This window comes from Pseudomonas sp. C6002, from assembly GCF_013385805.1.
GTDB lineage: Bacteria > Pseudomonadota > Gammaproteobacteria > Pseudomonadales > Pseudomonadaceae > Aquipseudomonas.
In genome coordinates this window covers 224,396-244,328 of record NZ_JACAPH010000027.1, presented here as the reverse complement: position 1 = coordinate 244,328, position 19,933 = coordinate 224,396, and the positions used below count along the sequence as shown (strand labels likewise).

The 19,933-nt window shown below is 60.9% G+C and carries 21 protein-coding genes; 9 read left to right on the top strand and 12 right to left on the bottom strand.

Translation table 11 applies throughout. The features are described from left to right. Positions 1 to 168: 168 nt before the first annotated feature. The 3 genes from HX817_RS18340 to ntrC all read left to right on the top strand — a co-directional run bounded on the left by HX817_RS18340 (position 169) and on the right by ntrC (position 3,614). The gene (locus tag HX817_RS18340; protein WP_177040783.1) at positions 169 to 705 is read left to right on the top strand and encodes a chorismate mutase; all 537 of its coding nucleotides are present in this window, start codon (positions 169 to 171) and stop codon (positions 703 to 705) included. 390 nt (positions 706 to 1,095) lie between these two features. Further along, complete coding sequence (gene glnL / locus HX817_RS18335; protein ID WP_003218001.1) at positions 1,096 to 2,181, top strand: nitrogen regulation protein NR(II); 1,086 nt, start codon at positions 1,096 to 1,098, stop codon at positions 2,179 to 2,181. Continuing rightward, positions 2,178 to 3,614 (top strand): nitrogen regulation protein NR(I), encoded by a 1,437-nt coding sequence (gene ntrC / locus HX817_RS18330; protein ID WP_003218003.1) that lies wholly within the window; start codon positions 2,178 to 2,180, stop codon positions 3,612 to 3,614. The genes glnL and ntrC overlap by 4 nt, the downstream gene beginning before the upstream one ends. 624 nt (positions 3,615 to 4,238) lie before the next feature. Here the strand turns inward: ntrC and HX817_RS18325 are convergent. Next, entirely contained in the window at positions 4,239 to 4,679 is a 441-nt protein-coding gene (locus tag HX817_RS18325; RefSeq protein WP_003218005.1) for a hypothetical protein, read from the bottom strand. Between HX817_RS18325 and HX817_RS18320 the strand changes: the two genes are divergently transcribed. After that, positions 4,678 to 5,133: a tRNA (cytidine(34)-2'-O)-methyltransferase gene (locus tag HX817_RS18320; RefSeq protein WP_003218007.1), complete on the top strand. Its 456-nt coding sequence runs from the start codon at positions 4,678 to 4,680 to the stop codon at positions 5,131 to 5,133. The genes HX817_RS18325 and HX817_RS18320 overlap by 2 nt on opposite strands. 132 nt (positions 5,134 to 5,265) lie before the next feature. Here the strand turns inward: HX817_RS18320 and secB are convergent, their stop codons facing one another. From secB to HX817_RS18305, 3 genes are read right to left on the bottom strand one after another with little or no spacing between them, the layout of a single operon-like run. Beyond that, complete coding sequence (gene secB / locus HX817_RS18315) at positions 5,266 to 5,751, bottom strand: protein-export chaperone SecB (RefSeq protein WP_003218009.1); 486 nt, start codon at positions 5,749 to 5,751, stop codon at positions 5,266 to 5,268. A gap of 42 nt (positions 5,752 to 5,793) precedes the next feature. Then, positions 5,794 to 6,048, bottom strand: a complete 255-nt coding sequence (gene grxC, locus HX817_RS18310) for a glutaredoxin 3 (protein ID WP_177028519.1) — start codon at positions 6,046 to 6,048, stop codon at positions 5,794 to 5,796. Between the two features lies 1 nt (position 6,049). Continuing rightward, complete coding sequence (locus HX817_RS18305) at positions 6,050 to 6,463, bottom strand: rhodanese-like domain-containing protein (protein ID WP_003218014.1); 414 nt, start codon at positions 6,461 to 6,463, stop codon at positions 6,050 to 6,052. 151 nt (positions 6,464 to 6,614) lie between these two features. Between HX817_RS18305 and gpmI the strand changes: the two genes are divergently transcribed. Next, a complete protein-coding gene (gene gpmI, locus HX817_RS18300; protein WP_087693337.1) occupies positions 6,615 to 8,141 on the top strand; it encodes a 2,3-bisphosphoglycerate-independent phosphoglycerate mutase in 1,527 nt (508 codons plus the stop codon). Positions 8,142 to 8,358: 217 nt separating this feature from the next. On the opposite strand, the gene HX817_RS18295 is transcribed toward gpmI, so the two are convergent. Then, positions 8,359 to 8,871 carry a PBECR2 nuclease fold domain-containing protein gene (locus HX817_RS18295; RefSeq protein WP_166742138.1) on the bottom strand — a complete coding sequence of 171 codons (513 nt, stop codon included), beginning with the start codon at positions 8,869 to 8,871 and terminating at the stop codon, positions 8,359 to 8,361. 296 nt (positions 8,872 to 9,167) lie between these two features. Between HX817_RS18295 and HX817_RS18290 the strand changes: the two genes are divergently transcribed. From HX817_RS18290 to HX817_RS18275, 4 genes are all read left to right on the top strand, one after another. After that, positions 9,168 to 10,472: a murein hydrolase activator EnvC gene (locus HX817_RS18290; RefSeq protein WP_087693335.1), complete on the top strand. Its 1,305-nt coding sequence runs from the start codon at positions 9,168 to 9,170 to the stop codon at positions 10,470 to 10,472. 31 nt (positions 10,473 to 10,503) lie between these two features. After that, a complete protein-coding gene (locus HX817_RS18285; RefSeq protein ID WP_003218023.1) occupies positions 10,504 to 11,811 on the top strand; it encodes a S41 family peptidase in 1,308 nt (435 codons plus the stop codon). A gap of 1 nt (position 11,812) precedes the next feature. Further along, entirely contained in the window at positions 11,813 to 12,595 is a 783-nt protein-coding gene (locus tag HX817_RS18280; protein WP_008435686.1) for a divergent polysaccharide deacetylase family protein, read from the top strand. A 74-nt stretch (positions 12,596 to 12,669) separates the two neighbouring features. Continuing rightward, a complete protein-coding gene (locus HX817_RS18275; RefSeq protein ID WP_177009270.1) occupies positions 12,670 to 13,974 on the top strand; it encodes a Vps62-related protein in 1,305 nt (434 codons plus the stop codon). On the opposite strand, the gene HX817_RS18270 is transcribed toward HX817_RS18275, so the two are convergent. The 7 genes from HX817_RS18270 to HX817_RS18240 form a co-directional block, all read right to left on the bottom strand. Beyond that, complete coding sequence (locus HX817_RS18270; RefSeq protein ID WP_003218028.1) at positions 13,927 to 14,685, bottom strand: ABC transporter substrate-binding protein; 759 nt, start codon at positions 14,683 to 14,685, stop codon at positions 13,927 to 13,929. The two genes, HX817_RS18275 and HX817_RS18270, sit on opposite strands and share 48 nt — an antisense overlap. 66 nt (positions 14,686 to 14,751) lie before the next feature. Continuing rightward, positions 14,752 to 15,522, bottom strand: a complete 771-nt coding sequence (gene hisF, locus HX817_RS18265) for an imidazole glycerol phosphate synthase subunit HisF (RefSeq protein WP_003218030.1) — start codon at positions 15,520 to 15,522, stop codon at positions 14,752 to 14,754. A 9-nt stretch (positions 15,523 to 15,531) separates the two neighbouring features. Then, positions 15,532 to 16,269 (bottom strand): 1-(5-phosphoribosyl)-5-[(5-phosphoribosylamino)methylideneamino]imidazole-4-carboxamide isomerase, encoded by a 738-nt coding sequence (gene hisA, locus HX817_RS18260; protein WP_003187784.1) that lies wholly within the window; start codon positions 16,267 to 16,269, stop codon positions 15,532 to 15,534. A gap of 39 nt (positions 16,270 to 16,308) precedes the next feature. Next, a complete protein-coding gene (locus HX817_RS18255) occupies positions 16,309 to 16,566 on the bottom strand; it encodes a DUF2164 domain-containing protein (RefSeq protein WP_003218033.1) in 258 nt (85 codons plus the stop codon). Next, positions 16,566 to 17,204 carry an imidazole glycerol phosphate synthase subunit HisH gene (hisH, locus tag HX817_RS18250; protein ID WP_087693331.1) on the bottom strand — a complete coding sequence of 213 codons (639 nt, stop codon included), beginning with the start codon at positions 17,202 to 17,204 and terminating at the stop codon, positions 16,566 to 16,568. Before hisH ends, HX817_RS18255 begins: the two co-directional genes overlap by 1 nt. Then, positions 17,204 to 17,797, bottom strand: coding sequence for an imidazoleglycerol-phosphate dehydratase HisB (gene hisB, locus HX817_RS18245; protein WP_003218037.1), 594 nt, complete (start codon positions 17,795 to 17,797; stop codon positions 17,204 to 17,206). Before hisB ends, hisH begins: the two co-directional genes overlap by 1 nt. 254 nt (positions 17,798 to 18,051) lie before the next feature. After that, positions 18,052 to 19,713, bottom strand: a complete 1,662-nt coding sequence (locus HX817_RS18240) for an OFA family MFS transporter (RefSeq protein WP_003218039.1) — start codon at positions 19,711 to 19,713, stop codon at positions 18,052 to 18,054. Positions 19,714 to 19,933: the final 220 nt, after the last annotated feature.

Below are 19,933 nucleotides of genomic sequence, written 5' to 3'. Positions count from 1 at the left end.
GGCGTGACGAAAAAGGCCTCCTTCGGGAGGTCTTTTTTTTGCCCGCAAAACCCTGTGGGAGCGGGCTTGCCCGCGAAAAATTCAAAGGCACCGCATTTCTTCAATACTTACGCGTTATCGTTAACGACCTTCGCGAGCAAGCTCGCTCCTACAGAAGAGGGATCTGCCTTGAAACTCAAAACTGGGTTCATCTTGCTGGCCATCAGCGCCAATGTATTCGCAGCACCACCCACTCTCGCCCCGCTGCTCGACAGCATTGCCGAACGCCTGGCGATTGCCGACCAGGTGGCCCTGAGCAAATGGGACAGCCACAAGCCCGTCGAGGACCGCCCACGGGAGCAGGACGTGATCGCCAGCGTCGTCGCCCAGGCGCCGAGCTACAAACTGGCACCGGCACAGGCCGAGCAGTTTTTCTCGGCCCAGATCGAGGCGAACAAACTGGTGCAATACGCCCACCTGTCCGATTGGCAGCTGCAAGGCAAGGCGCCGAATGACCCACGCCCGGATCTGGTCGGCCAGATCCGCCCTAAACTGGACCTGCTGCAAAAACGCCTGCTGCAACAGCTGGCGGACTTCACCCCAGAACGCACCAACCCCCAGTGTCCGCAATGGCTGGCCCAGGCCAATCACGCGGCTGCACATGACCCGCTGCGCCAACTGGCGATGATCCGCGCCACCGCCGAGCTGTGCCTCTATAAAATCTAAAATTGCGAACGCCATCAAATGTGGGAGCGGGCTTGCTCGCGAAGGCGGTGTGTCAGTTGATATATGCATGACTGACACGCCGCCTTCGCGAGCAAGCCCGCTCCCACAATTTAGATCCGACCCATTCAGCCAATCAGTCGCTGCCACCAGCTTCCTGAACAGACTTTTCAAAACCGCACTATATTGGTGCGATACGCTGCACCCTTCCCACTTACGCAACCCATTTTGGTTCGAAACTTCCCGTCCAAGCTGGCAGAACGCCACAGTTTCGCGCCTTAAGCCCCCATTTCAGGGCTTTAACGCTTCTTTTCGGAGCTTTGGTTTGGTTTTTGCATTTTCCTTGTATCAGCGTGTGCCTCAAGCCCGCGCCTTGCTCCAAAAGAGGTCCTAATGACCATCAGCGACGCACTGCACCGCCTGTTACTCGACAACCTGACCACCGCGACCATTCTGCTCAATGACGAACTGCGCCTTGAGTACATGAACCCGGCGGCGGAGATGCTGCTGGCCATCAGCGGGCAGCGCAGCCATGGGCAATTCATCAGTGAGCTGTTCACTGAGTCGGCCGAGGCCTTGAGCTCGTTGCGCCAGGCCGTGGAGCAGGCGCACCCGTTCACCAAGCGCGAAGCGATGCTCACCGCCCTCACCGGCCAGACCCTCACCGTCGACTACGCGGTAACACCGATCCTCAGCCACGGCGCCACCTTGTTGCTGCTGGAGGTGCATCCCCGCGATCGCCTGCTGCGCATCACCAAGGAAGAGGCGCAGCTGTCCAAGCAGGAAACCAGCAAGATGCTGGTGCGCGGCCTGGCCCATGAGATCAAGAACCCCCTGGGCGGGATTCGCGGTGCCGCACAGCTGCTGGCCCGCGAGCTGCCGGACGAAAACCTCAAGGACTACACCAACGTCATCATCGAGGAAGCCGACCGCCTGCGTAACCTGGTAGACCGCATGCTCGGCTCCAACAAGCTGCCGTCTCTGGCAATGACCAACGTGCACGAAGTGCTGGAGCGGGTTTGCCAGTTGGTGGAGGCCGAAAGCCAGGGCTGCATCACCTTGGTGCGCGACTACGACCCGAGCATTCCCGACGTATTGATCGACCGCGAGCAGATGATCCAGGCGGTGCTCAATATCGTGCGCAACGCCATGCAGGCCATCAGCAGCCAGAACGAGCTGCGCCTGGGGCGCATCAGCCTGCGCACCCGTGCCCTGCGCCAGTTCACCATTGGCCACGTGCGCCATCGCCTGGTGACCAAGGTCGAGATCATCGACAACGGCCCCGGCATCCCTGCAGAACTGCAGGAAACCATCTTTTTCCCAATGGTCAGCGGCCGCCCGGACGGTACCGGGCTCGGCCTGGCCATTACCCAGAACATCATCAGCCAGCACCAGGGTTTGATCGAATGTGAGAGCCATCCCGGTCACACCACCTTCTCGATCTTTCTGCCACTGGAACAAGGAGCCCCATCGACATGAGCCGTAGTGAAACTGTCTGGATCGTCGATGACGACCGTTCTATCCGCTGGGTCCTGGAGAAAGCCTTGCAACAGGAAGGCATGACCACCCAGAGCTTCGACAGCGCCGACGGGGTGATGAGCCGCCTGGCTCGCCAGCAGCCCGACGTGATCATCTCCGACATCCGCATGCCCGGCGCCAGTGGCCTGGACTTGCTGGCGCGGATTCGCGAGCAGCACCCGCGCCTGCCGGTGATCATCATGACCGCGCACTCGGACCTGGACAGCGCTGTCGCGTCCTATCAGGGCGGCGCCTTTGAATACCTGCCAAAACCGTTCGACGTGGACGAAGCGGTGGCGCTGGTAAAACGCGCCAACCAGCACGCCCAGGAACAGCAGAACCAGGAAGCCCCGCCGGCCCTGACCCGTACCCCGGAAATCATCGGTGAAGCGCCGGCGATGCAGGAAGTGTTTCGCGCCATCGGGCGCTTGAGCCACTCCAACATCACCGTGCTGATCAATGGCGAGTCGGGTACCGGTAAAGAGCTGGTGGCCCACGCCCTGCACCGTCACAGCCCACGGGCGGCGTCGCCGTTCATTGCGCTGAACATGGCGGCGATCCCGAAAGACTTGATGGAGTCGGAACTGTTCGGCCATGAAAAAGGCGCGTTCACCGGTGCGGCCAACCTGCGCCGTGGCCGTTTTGAACAGGCCGACGGCGGCACGCTGTTCCTCGATGAAATCGGCGACATGCCGGCCGATACCCAGACGCGCTTGCTGCGGGTCCTGGCCGACGGCGAGTTTTATCGGGTAGGCGGGCACACGCCGGTCAAGGTCGACGTACGTATCATCGCGGCGACGCACCAGAACCTGGAAACCCTGGTGCACGCCGGGAAATTCCGTGAAGACTTGTTCCACCGCCTGAACGTGATCCGCATCCACATCCCACGGATGTCGGACCGTCGCGAGGACATCCCGACCCTGGCCCGTCACTTCCTCAGCCGCGCCGCCCAGGAGCTGGCCGTCGAGCCGAAGCTGCTGAAAAGCGAGACCGAGGAATACCTGAAGAACCTGCCATGGCCGGGCAACGTGCGTCAGCTGGAGAACACCTGCCGCTGGATCACGGTGATGGCTTCGGGGCGCGAAGTGCATATCAGCGACCTGCCGCCTGAGCTGCTGAGCCTGCCGCAGGATTCGGCACCGGTGACCAACTGGGAGCAGGCGCTGCGCCAATGGGCCGACCAGGCCCTGGCACGTGGCCAGTCGAACCTGCTGGACAGCGCTGTGCCGGCTTTCGAGCGGATCATGATCGAAACCGCCCTCAAGCATACTGCTGGACGTCGTCGCGACGCCGCCGTGCTGCTGGGCTGGGGCCGCAATACGCTGACACGCAAGATCAAGGAGCTGGGGATGAAGGTTGACGGTGGGGATGATGATGAGGGCGATGAAGGCTGATTGATCCCTCAAGTACACCGAAGATCCAGTGTGGGAGCGGGCTCGCTCGCGAAGGCGATGGTTCAGTCAACATACGTATCGACTGACGCGCCGCCTTCGCGAGCAAGCCCGCTCCCACATTTGGATCTCCACAAGGTTTCAGCACTGTGCACCGCTTCAATGCACCACGAACCGGCATCGCGCACTTATCCAACGCCTGAAACCCATGCCTTGTTAAGAAAATATTAAAACCCGAAAAAGCCAAAGCCCCGTATTCCGGGGCTTTGCGCTTTCTAAAGAAATTTTTTGGCGCCACTTCACATTTCTGGCACGCGCCCTGCAATAACCCTGTCACTACCCAGTTTCGGGGACCTTGGTACAGGCAGGCCGAGAATCCCCTCTTTAACACCCGGGGTGCTTGATGCGGATCGCGTCGCGCCCCACACCCGTTTCGGGAACCTCGGTACAGGCAGGCCGGGGATTCCCTCTTTAACACCGAAGCCTTTGGCTTCACCCCGTTTTGGGAGCCCTGGTACAGGCAGGCCGGGAACTCCCTTCTTTACACCCGGGGCTTATGAGGCAACGCGCCCATAGCCCCAGCCCGTTTTGGGAACCTTGGTACAGGCAGGCCGGGGATTCCCTCTTTTATTGCTCCTGGAGATGGATCTCCACCCGCCAGCGTCCATCGGCCTTCTCTCCCGACCACTCCCCGCGCAACGGCCGAGCCGCCACCAGGTTCAGCAGCAAGCCGCCATCGGTCTTGCGTACGCGCCAGTTCACATCCTTGTCATTGACCTTCAATTGGCCGCCCTGGGCCTTGCCAAGCGCATCGAACAGCAGCGCCACGGTGCCGTCGATATGCTCGCCGTGCAGCTTGGGTTCGCTGTTGAACCACACCACCAGGCCATCGGCGGCGGGCTCTACCTGCTGCAGCTCAACCGGGTCTGGCGTGGTCAGCCGGCCGATCATCAGGCCTACCATCAAGCCGACAATCGCCAACGAGCCTAAAACCCGTGGCAATAGCTTCGGCCTGGGGTCTTCTTCAGGGGTAGAATGCAGCGCATCTTTGCCTTCGGAGCCGTGCATGTTTCACGTCATCCTTTTTCAACCAGAAATTCCGCCGAATACCGGCAACGTTATCAGGCTGTGCGCCAACAGTGGCTGCCACCTGCATTTGATCGAGCCCTTGGGTTTCGACATGGACGACAAGCGCCTGCGCCGCGCCGGGCTGGACTACCACGAGTACGCCACCCTGCAACGCCACGCCGACCTTGCCAGCTGCCTGGAAAGCCTGAACCACCCACGGTTGTTCGCGTTTACCACCAAGGGTTCGCGGCCGTTTCATGATGCCAGCTTTGCCGAAGGCGACGCCTTCCTGTTCGGCCCGGAAAGCCGCGGCCTGCCGGCAGACGTGCTGGACGCCCTGCCAGACGGCCACCGCCTGCGCCTGCCGATGCGCGAAGGCTGCCGCAGCCTGAACCTGTCCAATACCGTGGCCGTCGCGGTTTACGAAGGTTGGCGGCAACTGGGGTTCAAGTAACACTGCATAACGAATGTGGGAGCGGGCTTGCTCGCGAAAGCGGAGTGCCAGTCAACGAAGATATCGACTGAAGTACCGCATTCGCGAGCAAGCCCGCTCCCACATTGGATCGGCGTCGTTGCTCAGAACAGCTTACTGAACCGTTGGCGAGCCTTCCTGTTGCATGCGCTGCAGCTCTTGCGCATACAGGGCATCGAAGTTCACCGGAGCCAGCATCAGCGCCGGGAACGAGCCACGGGTGACCAGGCTATCCAGGGTCTCACGGGCATACGGGAACAGAATGTTCGGGCAGAACGCGCCCAGGGTGTGGCTCATGGACGCTTCGTCCAGGCCCTGGATCAGGAAGATACCGGCCTGTTGCACTTCAGCAATGAAGGCCACTTCTTCGCCGTTCTTGACGGTGACCGACAGGGTCAGCACGACCTCGTGGAAGTCACCTTCCAGTGCCTTCTGACGGGTGTTCAGGTCCAGCGCAACGCTCGGGGTCCATTCCTGACGGAAGATGGCCGGGCTTTTCGGCGCTTCGAACGACAAGTCACGTACGTAAATACGCTGCAGGGAAAATTGTGGGCCTTGAGCTTCTTCTGCTGCCGCTTCGGTGTTCTGTTGGTCAGTCATCGCAGATCCTTCGTGATCTTGGGGTCTTTTAGGGGTTAGGAGTCAGACGTGAAGCAGCGCATCCAGTTTACCGGCGCGCTCGAGTGCGAACAGGTCATCGCAACCACCGACATGCTTGTCACCGATCCAGATCTGCGGCACGGACGTGCGTCCCGCTTTCTTGGTCATCTCGGCGCGCACCTGGGGCTTGCCATCAACCTTGATCTCTTCGAAGGCAATGCCCTTTTTCACAAGCAGGGCCTTGGCCCGCATGCAATAAGGGCAATAATCGCTGGAATAAACGACAACCTGGCTCATATCACTTCACCAGCGGCAGGTTATCGCCACGCCAGCTGGAAATACCACCCGACAGTTTGGCGGCGTTGAAGCCGGTTTTCAGCATCTCGCGGGCGTGGGTGCCGGAGTGCTGGCCCTGGGCGTCGACCAGGATAATGGTCTTGGCCTTGTGCTTTTCCAGCTCGGCCAGGCGCGAAATCAGTTTGTCCTGGGGAATGTTCAGCGCGCCGACAATGTGACCGGCGGCGAAATCCTTGGCGGGACGAATGTCCACCACTACGGCCTCATCCTTGTTGACCAGCGCGGTCAGCTCGGACGTGCTGAGGCTGCGGCCACCGCGGCTCAATTCGTGAGCGATCAGCAGCGCCAGCAGTACGACGAACGCACCAGCGAGCAAATAGTGGGTAGTGGCAAATGCAATCAGGTGATCAACCATCAAGGAGGTTCCAGGGCGTTAAAATGGCGGTAAGTATACACAGCCGTCATGGTCGGCCAACCCCCGTAAAGCGGTGACGTGGTCGGAACTTCGCTTTAAACTGCCACTCCCTTTTCTATTCCCTTCATTCATTACCGCCGCGAGAGGATCTATGACTACTACGCCTAAACCTTTGGTCCTGATAATTCTCGATGGCTTCGGACACAGTGAAAGCCACCACGACAACGCCGTGTACTCGGCCAGCAAGCCAGTACTGGACCGTCTGAGCGCTACCGTTCCGAACGGCCTGATCTCGGGCTCGGGCATGGATGTTGGCCTGCCGGACGGCCAAATGGGCAACTCGGAAGTCGGCCATATGAATCTCGGTGCCGGACGAGTGGTCTATCAAGACTTCACCCGCGTGACCAAAGCGATCCGCGACGGTGAGTTTTTCGAGAACCCAAACATCTGCGCGGCAGTGGATAAAGCGGTCAAGGCCGGCAAGGCCGTGCACTTCATGGGCCTGCTGTCGGACGGCGGCGTCCACAGCCACCAGGACCACCTGATCGCCATGGCCGAACTGGCCTTCAAGCGCGGCGCCGAGAAGATCTACCTGCACGCGTTCCTCGACGGCCGCGACACCCCGCCGAAAAGTGCCCAGTCCTCCATCGAACTGCTGGATGAAACCTTCAAGACCCTCGGCAAAGGCCGCATCGCCAGCCTGGTTGGCCGCTACTTCGCCATGGACCGCGACAACCGCTGGGACCGCGTGGCACAGGCCTACAACCTGATCGTCGACGGCCAGGCCGAATTCAACGCCGCCACCGCCCAGGAAGGCCTGGAAGCCGCCTACGCCCGTGGCGAGAGTGACGAGTTCGTCAAGGCCACCACCATCGGCGAACCGGTCAAGGTCGAAGATGGCGACGCCGTGGTGTTCATGAACTTCCGCGCCGACCGTGCCCGCGAGCTGAGCCACGTATTCGTCGATGCCGGCTTCAAGGACTTCGAGCGCGCCCGCCAGCCGAAAGTCGAATTCGTGATGCTGACCCAATACGCCGCCAACATCCCGGCCCCGTCGGCATTCGCCCCGGGCAGCCTGGAAAACGTGCTGGGGGATTACCTGGCGAAAAACGGCAAGACCCAACTGCGCATTGCCGAAACCGAGAAGTACGCCCACGTGACCTTCTTCTTCTCCGGCGGTCGTGAAGAACCGTTCCCGGGTGAAGAACGCATCCTGATCCCGTCGCCGAAAGTCGCCACCTACGACCTGCAGCCGGAGATGAGTGCCCCGGAAGTCACGGACAAGATCGTCGACGCCATCGAACACCAGCGCTACGACGTGATCGTGGTCAACTACGCCAACGGTGACATGGTGGGCCACAGCGGCAACCTGGAAGCGGCGGTAAAAGCCGTGGAATGCCTGGACCTGTGCGTCGGCCGCATCGTCGACGCCCTGGACAAGGTGGGCGGCGAAGCGCTGATCACCGCCGACCACGGCAACTGCGAGCAAATGTCCGACGAATCTACCGGCCAGGCCCACACCGCCCACACCACCGAGCCGGTGCCATTCATCTACGTCGGCAAACGTGACTTTAAAGTACGTGATGGCGGCGTGCTGGCCGACGTGGCACCGACCATGTTGATGCTGATGGGGCTGGAGAAGCCGAAAGAGATGACTGGCACTTCGATTCTGGTCTGACACAGTTCAGGGGTTGCTCAAAACAGGCAGCCCGTCAATAATGGACTCGAGCGCGAAACCAGTTGCCTCCAGCGGCGATAACTGGCGTAGGAACCCCGCAGATGGCTGGATATCCGCGTAGGGTGAGACCTCCACACCCCTGCTTGAGGGTGTGTATATGAATATCAAGCAAGCACTACTTAGGGCAGTTCGAAAGAGCTGCCCTTTTCTTTGGGCGTCACAAAAGCTCGTAACGCTTGTAGAGCAACTCACCATGACGATGCTTGTTCAAGGCCTTGGCGTCTGTCTGCATGAAGTTCCACAGCACATTGCCAGCCTGAATATTGACCACCACCAGCATCTGCCTCCTGGATTCATAAGCCCCAATGAATGCTAAACGAGCGGAGCAATCGCTATAAGCAACACGCCATATTTCCAGAGGCCCCGTCAATGTGTCCAAGGCGAACCTGACATAACGCTCTCTGGCGTCCTGCCGCTTTTCAACAATGTGCTGCAGACAGCTACGCCTGATCGCTATTTGCCCCAAAGGCGAGGCAACTTCCACTTCCGAACAGCTCGAATGGGCAATGCCAAAATGCATTGCGACTATATCGATGGCCGCTTCGACGTCATTGCCGGCGGCCACTTCCTCAAGTGGACGCGCTCGCAAAGCCCGATCCAGACTACGAAGATCGGGAAGCCCATAATCAAGCCACGTTTGCTGGCCTTTTGACTCGTGAATACAAGGCATTACTGACTATGCCGACCGTCGGATTAACAGGGCCGAAGAGTCTATTCCGAGCGCAAATGCACCGTCAGGGTGGAGCATTTCAAGGCATTTCGCGAAGCACACAAAACAACTGCAGAAGCACGACACGACGCTCTCAACCGCTCGTCGCCTTCAAAGGGCTATGGGACTTGCCCACAATTGCTTGCAGAATGCGGCCACTGGGCACCTAACTTGCCTGCCAAGCCGAATTGGGCGTTTTTTTTGCAGCGCTTGGCGGGCATACTAGGCCGTCCCTTTCCCTGGTGTCGCCCGCCTCTATGCTTCGCGCCTTGATTACCCTTGCTCTTGTCTGCCTGCTCCAACCGGCGTTTGCCGATGAGCGCGCACAAACCCAACAACAGTTGGACGCTACGCGTCAGGACATTACCGAGCTGAAGAAGCTGCTCGGCAAGCTCCAGGAAGAGAAGTCCGGCGTGCAGAAAGACCTGCGCGGCACGGAAACCGAGATGGGCAAGCTGGAGAAGCAGGTCCAGGAGCTGCAAAAAGAACTAAAGAAGAGCGAGTCGGAACTGGAGCGACTCGACGCTGAGAAAAAAAAACTCCAGAGCGCCCGCGTTGAACAGCAACGCCTGATCGCGATCCAGGCCCGCGCCGCTTACCAGAACGGCCGCCAGGAATACCTCAAGCTGCTGCTCAACCAGCAGAACCCGGAAAAGTTCGCCCGCACCCTTACCTATTACGACTACCTGAGCAAGGCCCGCCTGGAGCAACTGAAAAGCTTCAACGAGACCCTGCGCCAGTTGGCCAACGTCGAGCAGGAAATCGCCAACCAGCAGTCGCAGCTGCTCGACCAGAAAACCGCCCTCGACAGCCAGCGCGACGAACTGGACAAGGTCCGCAAGGAGCGCCAGCAGGCGCTGGCCAAGCTGAATGACGACGTGAAGGCCCGTGACGCCAAGCTCCAGGCCCGCGAGCAAGACCAGGCCGACCTCGGTAAAGTCCTGAAAACCATCGAGGAAACCCTGGCGCGCCAGGCCCGTGAGGCAGAGCAGGCGCGGCAAAAAGCGCTGATTGCCCAGCAGGAAGCCGAAAAAAAGCGCGAGCGTGAAGCCGCCGAGGCAGTCGCCAGCGCCACTACCGACGCCCCGGCCCCGCGTAAACCGGCGCGTGCAGCGCCTGGCCCGCTGGTTTCCAGCGCCGGCGAATCCTTCGGCGGACCTTTTGCTTCAGCTCGGGGCAAACTTCCATGGCCAGTTGATGGTCGATTACTGGCACGCTTTGGTGAAACCCGTGGCGATGACACCCGCGCCAAGTGGGACGGTGTGATGATCAGTGCCGGTGCCGGCACCCAGGTCCACGCTATCCACGGCGGCCGCGTGGTATTCGCCGATTGGCTGCGTGGCGCAGGTTTGTTGGTGATTCTTGACCACGGCAATGGCTATTTGAGCCTTTACGGCCACAATCAAACTTTGCTTAAAGCGGCAGGTGATGTTGTAAAAGCCGGTGAATCCATCTCCACTGTCGGTAACAGTGGTGGCCAGGACACCCCGGCGCTGTACTTCGCTATTCGTCAGCAGGGCCGCCCGAGCGACCCGGCACAATGGTGCCGTACCCAAGGATAAGGGTCGCATCTACATTAGGAGTTCGTTCGACATGCTGCATTTGTCCCGCCTCACATCGCTGGCCCTGACGATCGCTCTGGTGATCGGCGCGCCTTTGGCATTCGCCGACCAGACCGCCCAGTCGGCCACGGCCGCGACCACCAAGGCCCCGCTGCCGCTGGACGAGTTGCGCACCTTTGCCGAGGTCATGGACCGGATCAAGGCCGCTTATGTCGAACCTGTGGACGACAAGACCCTGCTGGAAAATGCCATCAAGGGCATGCTCAGCAACCTTGACCCGCACTCCGCCTACCTGGGCCCGGAAGATTTCGCCGAGCTGCAGGAGAGCACCAGTGGTGAATTCGGTGGCCTGGGCATTGAAGTCGGCGCCGACGACGGCAACATCAAGGTCGTTTCGCCGATCGATGACACCCCTGCGTCCAAGGCCGGCATCCAGGCCGGTGACTTTATCGTCAAGATCAACGGCCAGCCGACCCGCGGCCAGACCATGACCGAAGCCGTCGACAAGATGCGCGGCAAGATCGGCCAGAAAATCACCCTGACCCTGGTGCGCGACGGCGGCACGCCGTTCGACGTGACCCTGACCCGCGCCACCATCACGGTCAAGAGCGTGAAGAGCCAGCTGCTGGAGTCGGGCTACGGCTACATCCGTATCACCCAGTTCCAGGTCAAGACCGGCGACGAAGTGGCCAAGGCCCTCGCCAAGCTGCGCAAAGACAACGGCAAGAAACTCAGCGGCATCGTGCTTGACCTGCGCAACAACCCGGGCGGCGTGTTGCAGGCCGCGGTGGAAGTGGTCGACCACTTCATCACCAAGGGCCTGATCGTCTACACCAAGGGCCGTATCGCCAACTCCGAGCTGCGCTTCTCGGCCACCGGCAACGACCTCAGCGAAGGCGTGCCGATGGTTGTGCTGATCAACGGCGGCAGCGCCTCGGCTTCGGAAATCGTCGCCGGCGCCCTGCAAGACCAGAAACGCGGCGTGCTGATGGGCACCACCAGCTTCGGCAAAGGCTCGGTGCAAACCGTGCTGCCGCTGAACAACGAGCGTGCCTTGAAGATCACCACGGCGCTGTACTACACGCCGAACGGTCGCTCGATCCAGGCCCAGGGCATCGTGCCGGACATCGAAGTGCGCAAGGCCAAGATCACCAACGAAGCCGACAGCGAGTTCTACAAGGAAGCGGACCTGCAAGGCCACCTGGGCAATGGCAACGGCGGCGCCGACCAGCCGACCGGCAGCGGCTCGAAAGCCAAGCCGATGCCGCAGGACGACGATTATCAGTTGGCCCAGGCGCTGAGCCTGCTCAAGGGCCTGAGCATTACGCGCAGCCGTTGATATGCGCCGTGGACTGATCATCGCTTTGCTGTGCTGTCTGGCGGGAGTCGCCCAAGGCAACCCCGCCAGTGCAGCCCCCGCTGAACACAAAGCCTACCTGACCCTGATCATCGACGACCTTGGGCAAAACCTGCCCCGGGATCGTCGTGTGCTCGCCCTGCCCGGCCCGGTGACCACGGCGATCATGCCCGACACACCCCACGCCGCCGAATTCGCCCGCGAAGCCCACAAGGCCGGCAAGATCGTCATCCTGCACATGCCCATGGACCCGGCCACCGGCCCGTTCGCCTGGCACCCCGACCTGCCTATCGAAGAGCTGGGCAAACGCCTGGACGCGGCCTTCAAGGCCGTGCCCTACACCGCCGGCATCAACAACCACATGGGCAGCCGCATGACCGCCCAGCCGGAGGCCATGGCCTGGTTGATGGGTGAGCTGCAACGACGCCACAAGTTCTTCGTCGACAGCCGCACCAGCGCTAAAACCGTCGCCGCCGCCGAGGCGCAAAAGATTGGCCTGGCCAGCGTCTCGCGGGATGTGTTCCTCGACGACGAACGCACCGAAGCGGCCATCACCACCCAGCTGCAGACCGCGATCAAGCTGGCCCACAAACAGGGGTCGGCGGTGATGATCGGCCACCCTTATCCACAGACCCTGGCGGTACTCGAACGTGAGCTGCCCAAGCTCAAGGCCCAGGGCGTCGAGTGGATCGACATCAAGTTGATGATCAGCCTGCGCAGCAACCAGGCCATGGCCGGCCACGGAAAAAACGGCACTTACCGCTAGTGCTATATAGCTACCGCGCCTGACCGAGCGGACTCTTCGATAGTGGATCTTCGTATCCACTGGAGAGTCTGTAGATGAACTCACTGCAATACAAAGACCTGCTGATCAACTTCACCACCGAGTTCGTTCCTGTATGGAACGACAAAGGCACTCGCGCCGAGAAACCCGTGACCTTCTGGCGCCCGAGCACATCCTCCGACGCGCTGGGCAACTTCGTCCCGCTGGGTGATGTGGCGGTGGCGGGTTACCACAACATCAATCAACTGAACATCGTCGCTGTTGTCAGCGAAGTTGACCGGGAGAATGGCACCGCCTTGCGGCCCCCCGTCGACTTCGAGAGAGTCTGGGAACACTCGGGACCAAGGGCACGCGCCAATTTCTCAATCTGGCGGCCCACCGCTCCAGAAGGTTATGTGGCGATGGGGCTGGTCTGTGGCCTCGGTAACGACAAACCACCACGCAATACCATCCGCTGTGTCAGAGAAGACCTGGTGACTCAGGCCTATGTCGACCAGTTGATCTGGAGCGACCAAGGCAGCGGCGCCCACCGGGACTTCAGCGCCTGGGGTGTCTCCCCGTCGCAAGCAGCTCCTGGTCAAGCCTACCTGGCACCGGGCACCTTTACCGGCGCCGAGGGCTATGCCAAGCCAACCAGGCAACGCCCGGTGCACGCCCTGCGGCTGGACCTTGCGCTTCATTCCGAAGATTTGCCGCCACTTTCACCCGAAATGGCACCAGGACGCACGATGCCGGAGCAGGTAACAGAGGGCATTCATGTGTGCGAACTGCCCTGGTTTACCGTGAACGACCCGACCCTGACGCCCCTGGAAAAACTGCAAACGTGCCCGGTATATCGGTTGAAAAGAATCGACCAGTACAGCTTGGTAGCCAGCGGTCAAAACACCACGCCAGCAAGCCAAACCTTCAGTTGGGTATTCGCAAAAGGAGAGATCAGTGACTTCTCCTTGGGCCTGCGCTCCTTGACCGGCGTCGATATAAAGGCTGCCTGGGCACCCCGGCATCCGTTGAGTATCAGTGCCAACCTCAATCGCGACTTCACGCATACGGGCTTGACCGCACAAGGCTGGGAACGGGAGGGCGTGGCGGATGTGATGGCTTACATCCCGGCGAATAAATCCATCGCTGCCTACCTGGTCAAAAGCCGATACGAGCTATTGCGGGCTGACGGCAGCCAGCTCGGGCCAACCCTGACCTATGCCAGCGGAGATAACGTCTACTTCAGCGAGCTGCTGCAACCTGAAGCGGCGGTTACTGCTGTTGAGGAGCCAGAGGAAGTACCAGCAGCGGTGCCCGAGCCCACAGAAAACAACCTAGAGATAACGCCCCATGATTTCATCGACGACACCCTCCTGCCGTAACTGATCGAGGGCCGCCTGGAGTTTCGCCACTACGTCATCCGGCACGTTTTTGTTCAGCGCCAGGTACAGCTCCGCGCTGTTGAAACGCAACACAGTCTTGAGCCCGGTCACCCCGACCTGGCGTGCCAGATAACGGCCCGCCGGGTCCCCGGTGGCCCACAGGTCGATCTGGCCATCCACCAGCTTTTTCGCGTTGTCCTGATCCCGCAACACGATTACCGGCTTGAGCCCCTGCTTCTCCAGGCTCTCGGCGATGGCGTCGCCCTTGTAGGCGCCGATCTTGTAGCGCCGCGCCTGCTCAAGGTCGCTCAGCTGGATCTTGCTGTCAGCCTTGGCCAGCAGCACCCAATCGTCCGGGCCGATGGGGCCGACCCATTTGAACAGCGCCTCACGGTCCGGCAAGCGCGCCATCACGAACACGCCGTAACCGGGTTTTTCCAGGGCGAGTTTGTAGATCCGGTCCCAAGGGAACCGCAGGGTCAGGTTGTAGGAAATACCGGCACGCTGGAACGTCTCGCGGACGATGTCCACGGCAATGCCTTCGATGTTCTCTTCCTTGGCGAAGTTCTTGCCGTTTTTCGCCATGTTGTACGGCGGGAAGTTTTCCGTCAGCAACACCAGGGAAGCGCCGTCGGACGGTTCATCAGCGTAAGCCGAACCCGTCAGCAGAACGGTGGTACTGGCGAGGGCGAGCAGCAGGTCTTTGAACATGAAAGTTACCGGAATCCATGGCAAGCCCAGAGAGTGCCGCGAGCCTGCCATGGTGTCCAGTGACGTTTAGCGTACGACGATACCGCGCGCCGCCATGTAGGCCTTGGCCTCAGGCACGGTGTATTCGCCAAAGTGGAAAATACTCGCCGCCAGCACTGCGCTGGCGTGGCCTTCGATCACGCCGTCGGCCAGGTGCTGCAGGTTGCCGACGCCGCCGGAAGCAATCACCGGGATGCCCAGCGCGTCGCTGATGGCGCGGGTCACGCCCAGGTCGAAGCCGTTTTTCATGCCGTCCTGGTCCATGCTGGTCAGCAGGATTTCACCGGCACCCAGGGCTTCCATCTTCATCGCCCACTGCACGGCATCCAGCCCGGTCGGCTTGCGCCCGCCGTGGGTGAAGATCTCCCAGCGCGGGGTTTCGCCCGGGCCGGAGACTTTCTTGGCGTCGATGGCAACCACGATGCATTGCGAACCGAAGTGCTGTGCGGCTTCGCCGACAAATTCCGGGTTGAACACCGCGGCGGTGTTGATCGAAACCTTGTCCGCGCCGGCATTCAGCAGGTTGCGAATGTCCTGCACGGTACGCACGCCACCGCCCACGGTCAGCGGGATAAACACCTGGCTGGCCATGCGCTCCACGGTATGCAGCGTGGTGTCGCGACCATCGACGCTGGCGGTGATGTCGAGAAAGGTAATCTCGTCGGCGCCCTGTTCGTCGTAGCGACGGGCGATTTCCACCGGGTCGCCGGCGTCACGGATGTTCTCGAACTTGACGCCCTTGACCACGCGACCGTTGTCGACGTCCAGGCAAGGGATGATGCGTTTGGCCAGCGCCATGGTCAGTCCTCAGCCGTTGTAGGCGTCGCAGTAAGCCTGGGCTTCAGCGACGTCCAGGGTGCCTTCATAGATCGCCCGGCCGGTGATCGCGCCGATGATCCCCGGCGCCTTCGCGTCCAGCAGCGACTTGATGTCGCCCAGGTTGTGGATACCGCCGGAAGCGATCACCGGGATCTTGGTGGCGGCGGCCAGCGCAGCGGTGAACGGTACGTTGCAGCCCTGCATCATGCCGTCTTTGGCGATGTCGGTATAAACGATGGCGGAGACGCCGTCGGCTTCAAACTGCTTGGCGAGGTCGATCACCTGGACGGTGCTGATCTCGGCCCAGCCGTCGGTGGCGACGAAACCGTCCTTGGCGTCCAGGCCCACGATCACTTTGCCGGGGAACGCACGGCAGGCTTCGGCGACGAAGGCCGGGTCTTTCACGGCCTTGGTGCCGATGATCACGTAGCTCACGCCTGCTTTCACGTAGTGTTCGATGGTTTCCAGGGAGCGGATACCGCCGCCGATCTGGATCGGCAGGTTCGGGTAGCGCTTGGCGATCGCCGTGACGACTTCACCGTTGACCGGCTGGCCTTCGAACGCACCGTTCAAGTCCACCAGATGCAGACGACGGCAACCGCCTTCCACCCACTTGGCAGCCATGCTCACCGGGTCATCGGAGAACACCGTGGAATCTTCCATGCGGCCCTGGCGCAGACGTACGCAGGCGCCGTCCTTGAGATCGATTGCGGGAATAATCAGCATCTGGCAAACCTTATTCGATATTCAGCGTTGCTCGGGAAATCAGGGTTTCTCGAGCGCCCACAAGTCGCTTTCGATGCTTTCGAACCTTTCTTTAAGGTGCGTCTGCACATCGAAAATCGCCCTGTTGTAATAGTGCGGAGCAATTTCAGTGGTGAACAGTTCGAGGATTTCTGCGACCTCGAACGAGCCGAGCTTGAGCTCGAAGCGGTCTTCCATGAAACGCTTGATCTTGTCGGTGGCCTCACTCTCCTGCTGGGGAGTGAGGTTCAAGATCGGCGGCTTGACCTTCTTGGCCATTACCAGCGCCCGTCCCACGCGGCGAAGTTCTGCAGCAATTGCAGGCCATGGGTATGGCTCTTCTCCGGGTGGAATTGCACGGCAAAGCGCGAACCGTCGGCCAGGGCCGCGGCGAAGTCGACGCCATAGTGCCCGCCACCCACCACCTGGCGCGGGTTACCGGCGGCGATGTAATAGCTGTGCACGAAATAGAAACGCGCCAGGTCCGGCACTTCGTGCCACAGCGGGTGATCCACGGTCTGGCGCACTTCGTTCCAGCCCATGTGTGGCACCTTCAAGTGCTCGCCGTCTTCGTGCAGGTCCTTGCCGAAAAACTTCACCTGGCCCGGAAACAGACCGATGCAGTCGACGCCGTCGTTCTCTTCACTGCTGTCGAGCAAGGCTTGCATGCCCACGCAGATGCCGAGGAACGGCCGGTCCTGGCTCACTTCACGCACCAGGCTGTCGAAGCGCAGGCGGCGAATCTCGGCCATGCAGTCGCGAATCGCGCCAACCCCCGGGAACACTACCCGGTCGGCTTCGCGAATCACGTCGGCATCGCTGGTGATCAGGACCTTGCCGGCACCTACGTGCTCGAGGGCCTTGGCCACCGAGTGCAGGTTACCCATGCCGTAGTCGATAACCGCGACCGTCTGCATTACAGGACGCCCTTGGTCGACGGCATTTGCCCGGCCATGCGGTCATCCAGCTCCACGGCCATGCGCAGGGCACGGCCGAAAGCCTTGAACACGGTCTCGATCTGGTGGTGGGTGTTGGTGCCACGCAGGTTGTCGATGTGCAGGCTGACCAGGGCGTGGTTGACGAAACCCTGGAAGAATTCCTGGAACAGGTCGACGTCGAAGCCGCCCACGGTGGCGCGGGTGTACGGCACGTGCATCTGCAGGCCCGGGCGGCCGGAGAAGTCGATGACCACACGCGACAGCGCTTCATCCAGCGGGACATAGGCGTGGCCGTAGCGACGGATGCCTTTCTTGTCGCCGATGGCTTTGGCAAATGCCTGGCCCAACGTGATACCGACGTCTTCCACCGTGTGGTGGTCGTCGATATGCAGGTCGCCCTTGCTGACGATATCCAGGTCGATCAGCCCGTGACGGGCGATCTGGTCCAGCATGTGCTCAAGAAAAGGTACACCGATATCAAATCGGGCCTTTCCGGTGCCATCCAGGTTGATCGAGGCTTTGATCTGGGTTTCCAGAGTGTCGCGCTCGACGGACGCCTTACGTTCGGCCATCACCAGCTCCGCAAAATCATTGGGCGAAAAAGGCAGCCATTATAGGGGCGCGGGCGCTAAACAGAAACATCGGAGGGGATAAGACTGATGGAGTGTCGGGGATAGACATGTCAGTACAAGTGTGGGAGCAGCTTTGTGCAGGAGCGGGCTTGCTCGCGAAAGCGGTGTGTCAGCCAACATGGGCTGACTGGTCCATCGCATTCTCGAGCAAGCCCGCTCACACACAAGCCCGCTCCCACAAGGGTTACGCGGTGTTAGTGGAACAGTACTGCGGTTTTCTGCAGGGTGACCCACACGCCCCACGCCAACGGAATTCCCACCGCCAGCCAGGCGGCAACCGCCAATGGCACGCTGCCGGAGGAGGCTTTCCACTCCAGCACGGTGCTGGAATCGGCGCCCTTGTCATGGCCCAGCGCCTGCTCGGCAGCCAGTTCGGCGTCGGTCATGAAGTACTTGTCTGCCACCGGCCGTACCAGCAGGTTGCAGATAAAGCCCAGCACCAGCAGGCCGGCGAGGATGTACAAGGTGATGTCGTAGGCGGCAGCGCGTTCAACGCCGATGCTCAACTGATACTCACGCAGGTAGTTCACCAGCACCGGGCCCAGTACGCCCGCCGCTGCCCAAGCGGTCAGCAGGCGACCGTGGATCGCACCCACCATTTGCGTACCGAACAGGTCCGCCAGGTAAGCCGGGACGGTCGCAAAGCCACCGCCGTACATCGACAGGATGATGCAGAACGCCGCCACGAACAGCGCGACGTTGCCCAGGTGACCCAGGTTCGGGATCAACGCGTACAGGGCAAAGCCCAATGCGAAGAACACGAAGTAGGTGTTTTTACGGCCCAGGTAGTCGGAGAACGATGCCCAGAAGAACCGGCCACCGATGTTGAACAGGCTCAACAGGCCGGTAAAGCCGGCGGCGATGGCCGCGATGGAAGCCAGTTGGCCGGCATCCAGTTGGCCAAATGCCAGGCCGTTACCCAGCAACTTGCCGCCGAACACTTCCTGCAGCAGCGGCGAAGCCATGCCGAGGATGCCGATGCCGGCAGACACGTTCAGGCACAGCACCAGCCACACCAGGCGGAATTGCGGGGTTTTCCAGGCCACGTTCACGTGCACGTGACGGTGGGTGATCATCGCATTGCTGGCTTTTTTCGCCGGGGCAGTCCAGCCCTCAGGCTTCCAGCCGGTCGGCGGAACGCGATAGGACAAGGCGCCGCCGATCATGAACACGAAGTAGATCACGGCCATGACCACGAAGCTCTGCCACACGCCAACGCTGGTCGGCGAGGCAAAGTGGCCCATCAAGGCGGCTGCCAGCGGGGCACCCACCATCGCGCCGCCGCCGAAGCCCATGATCGCCATGCCGGTGGCCATGCCGCGCTTGTCCGGGAACCACTTGATCAGGGTCGAGACCGGCGAGATATAGCCCAGGCCCAGGCCGATACCGCCAATGACCCCGGAGCCGATCCACATCAGCCAGATCTGGTGGGTGTAGATCCCCAGCGCGGAGATCAGCAGGCCGCCACACCAGCACAAGGCCGAAACGACACCAGCCTTGCGTGGCCCGGCGTGTTCCAGCCAGCCGCCCCAGATCGCCGCAGAGCAGCCGAGGAAGATGAAGAACAGGGTGTAGATCCAGCCCAGCATGGAGATGGGCCAGTCGCATTGCGACGAGAAGACCTGGCTGATGAAGCTCATGTCCGGCGCGCAGGCGACCGGTGCGGTGATCCCCAGCGCCTTGGACAACGGCAGCCAGAACACCGAAAAACCGTAGGCCATGCCGATACACAGGTGGATCGCCAGGGCGGCCGGTGGTACCAGCCAACGGTTGAACCCGGGCTTGGCGATAATGCGTTCCTTGGACAGGAACGCAGGCTGTGCAGCAGTATTACCCGCCGCAGTGCTAGTGCTCATTGGTGTTTCCCCCAGTTATTAGTATGTGTCCGTCGGGCGCTCTCTCCCTCGGCCTTACACGCAAGGCGTGGCCGTTTTGTTGAGTAAAGCTCCTTTTAAACGCGACGTTTAGTCGCAGACGGCAGACGAACATGCGCAGATTAGCATCTGTGGATGACAGAAAAACCAAACTGATATCACCTTTCTGGAGTTATCTGATTTGTTTGACGCCATGTAACGA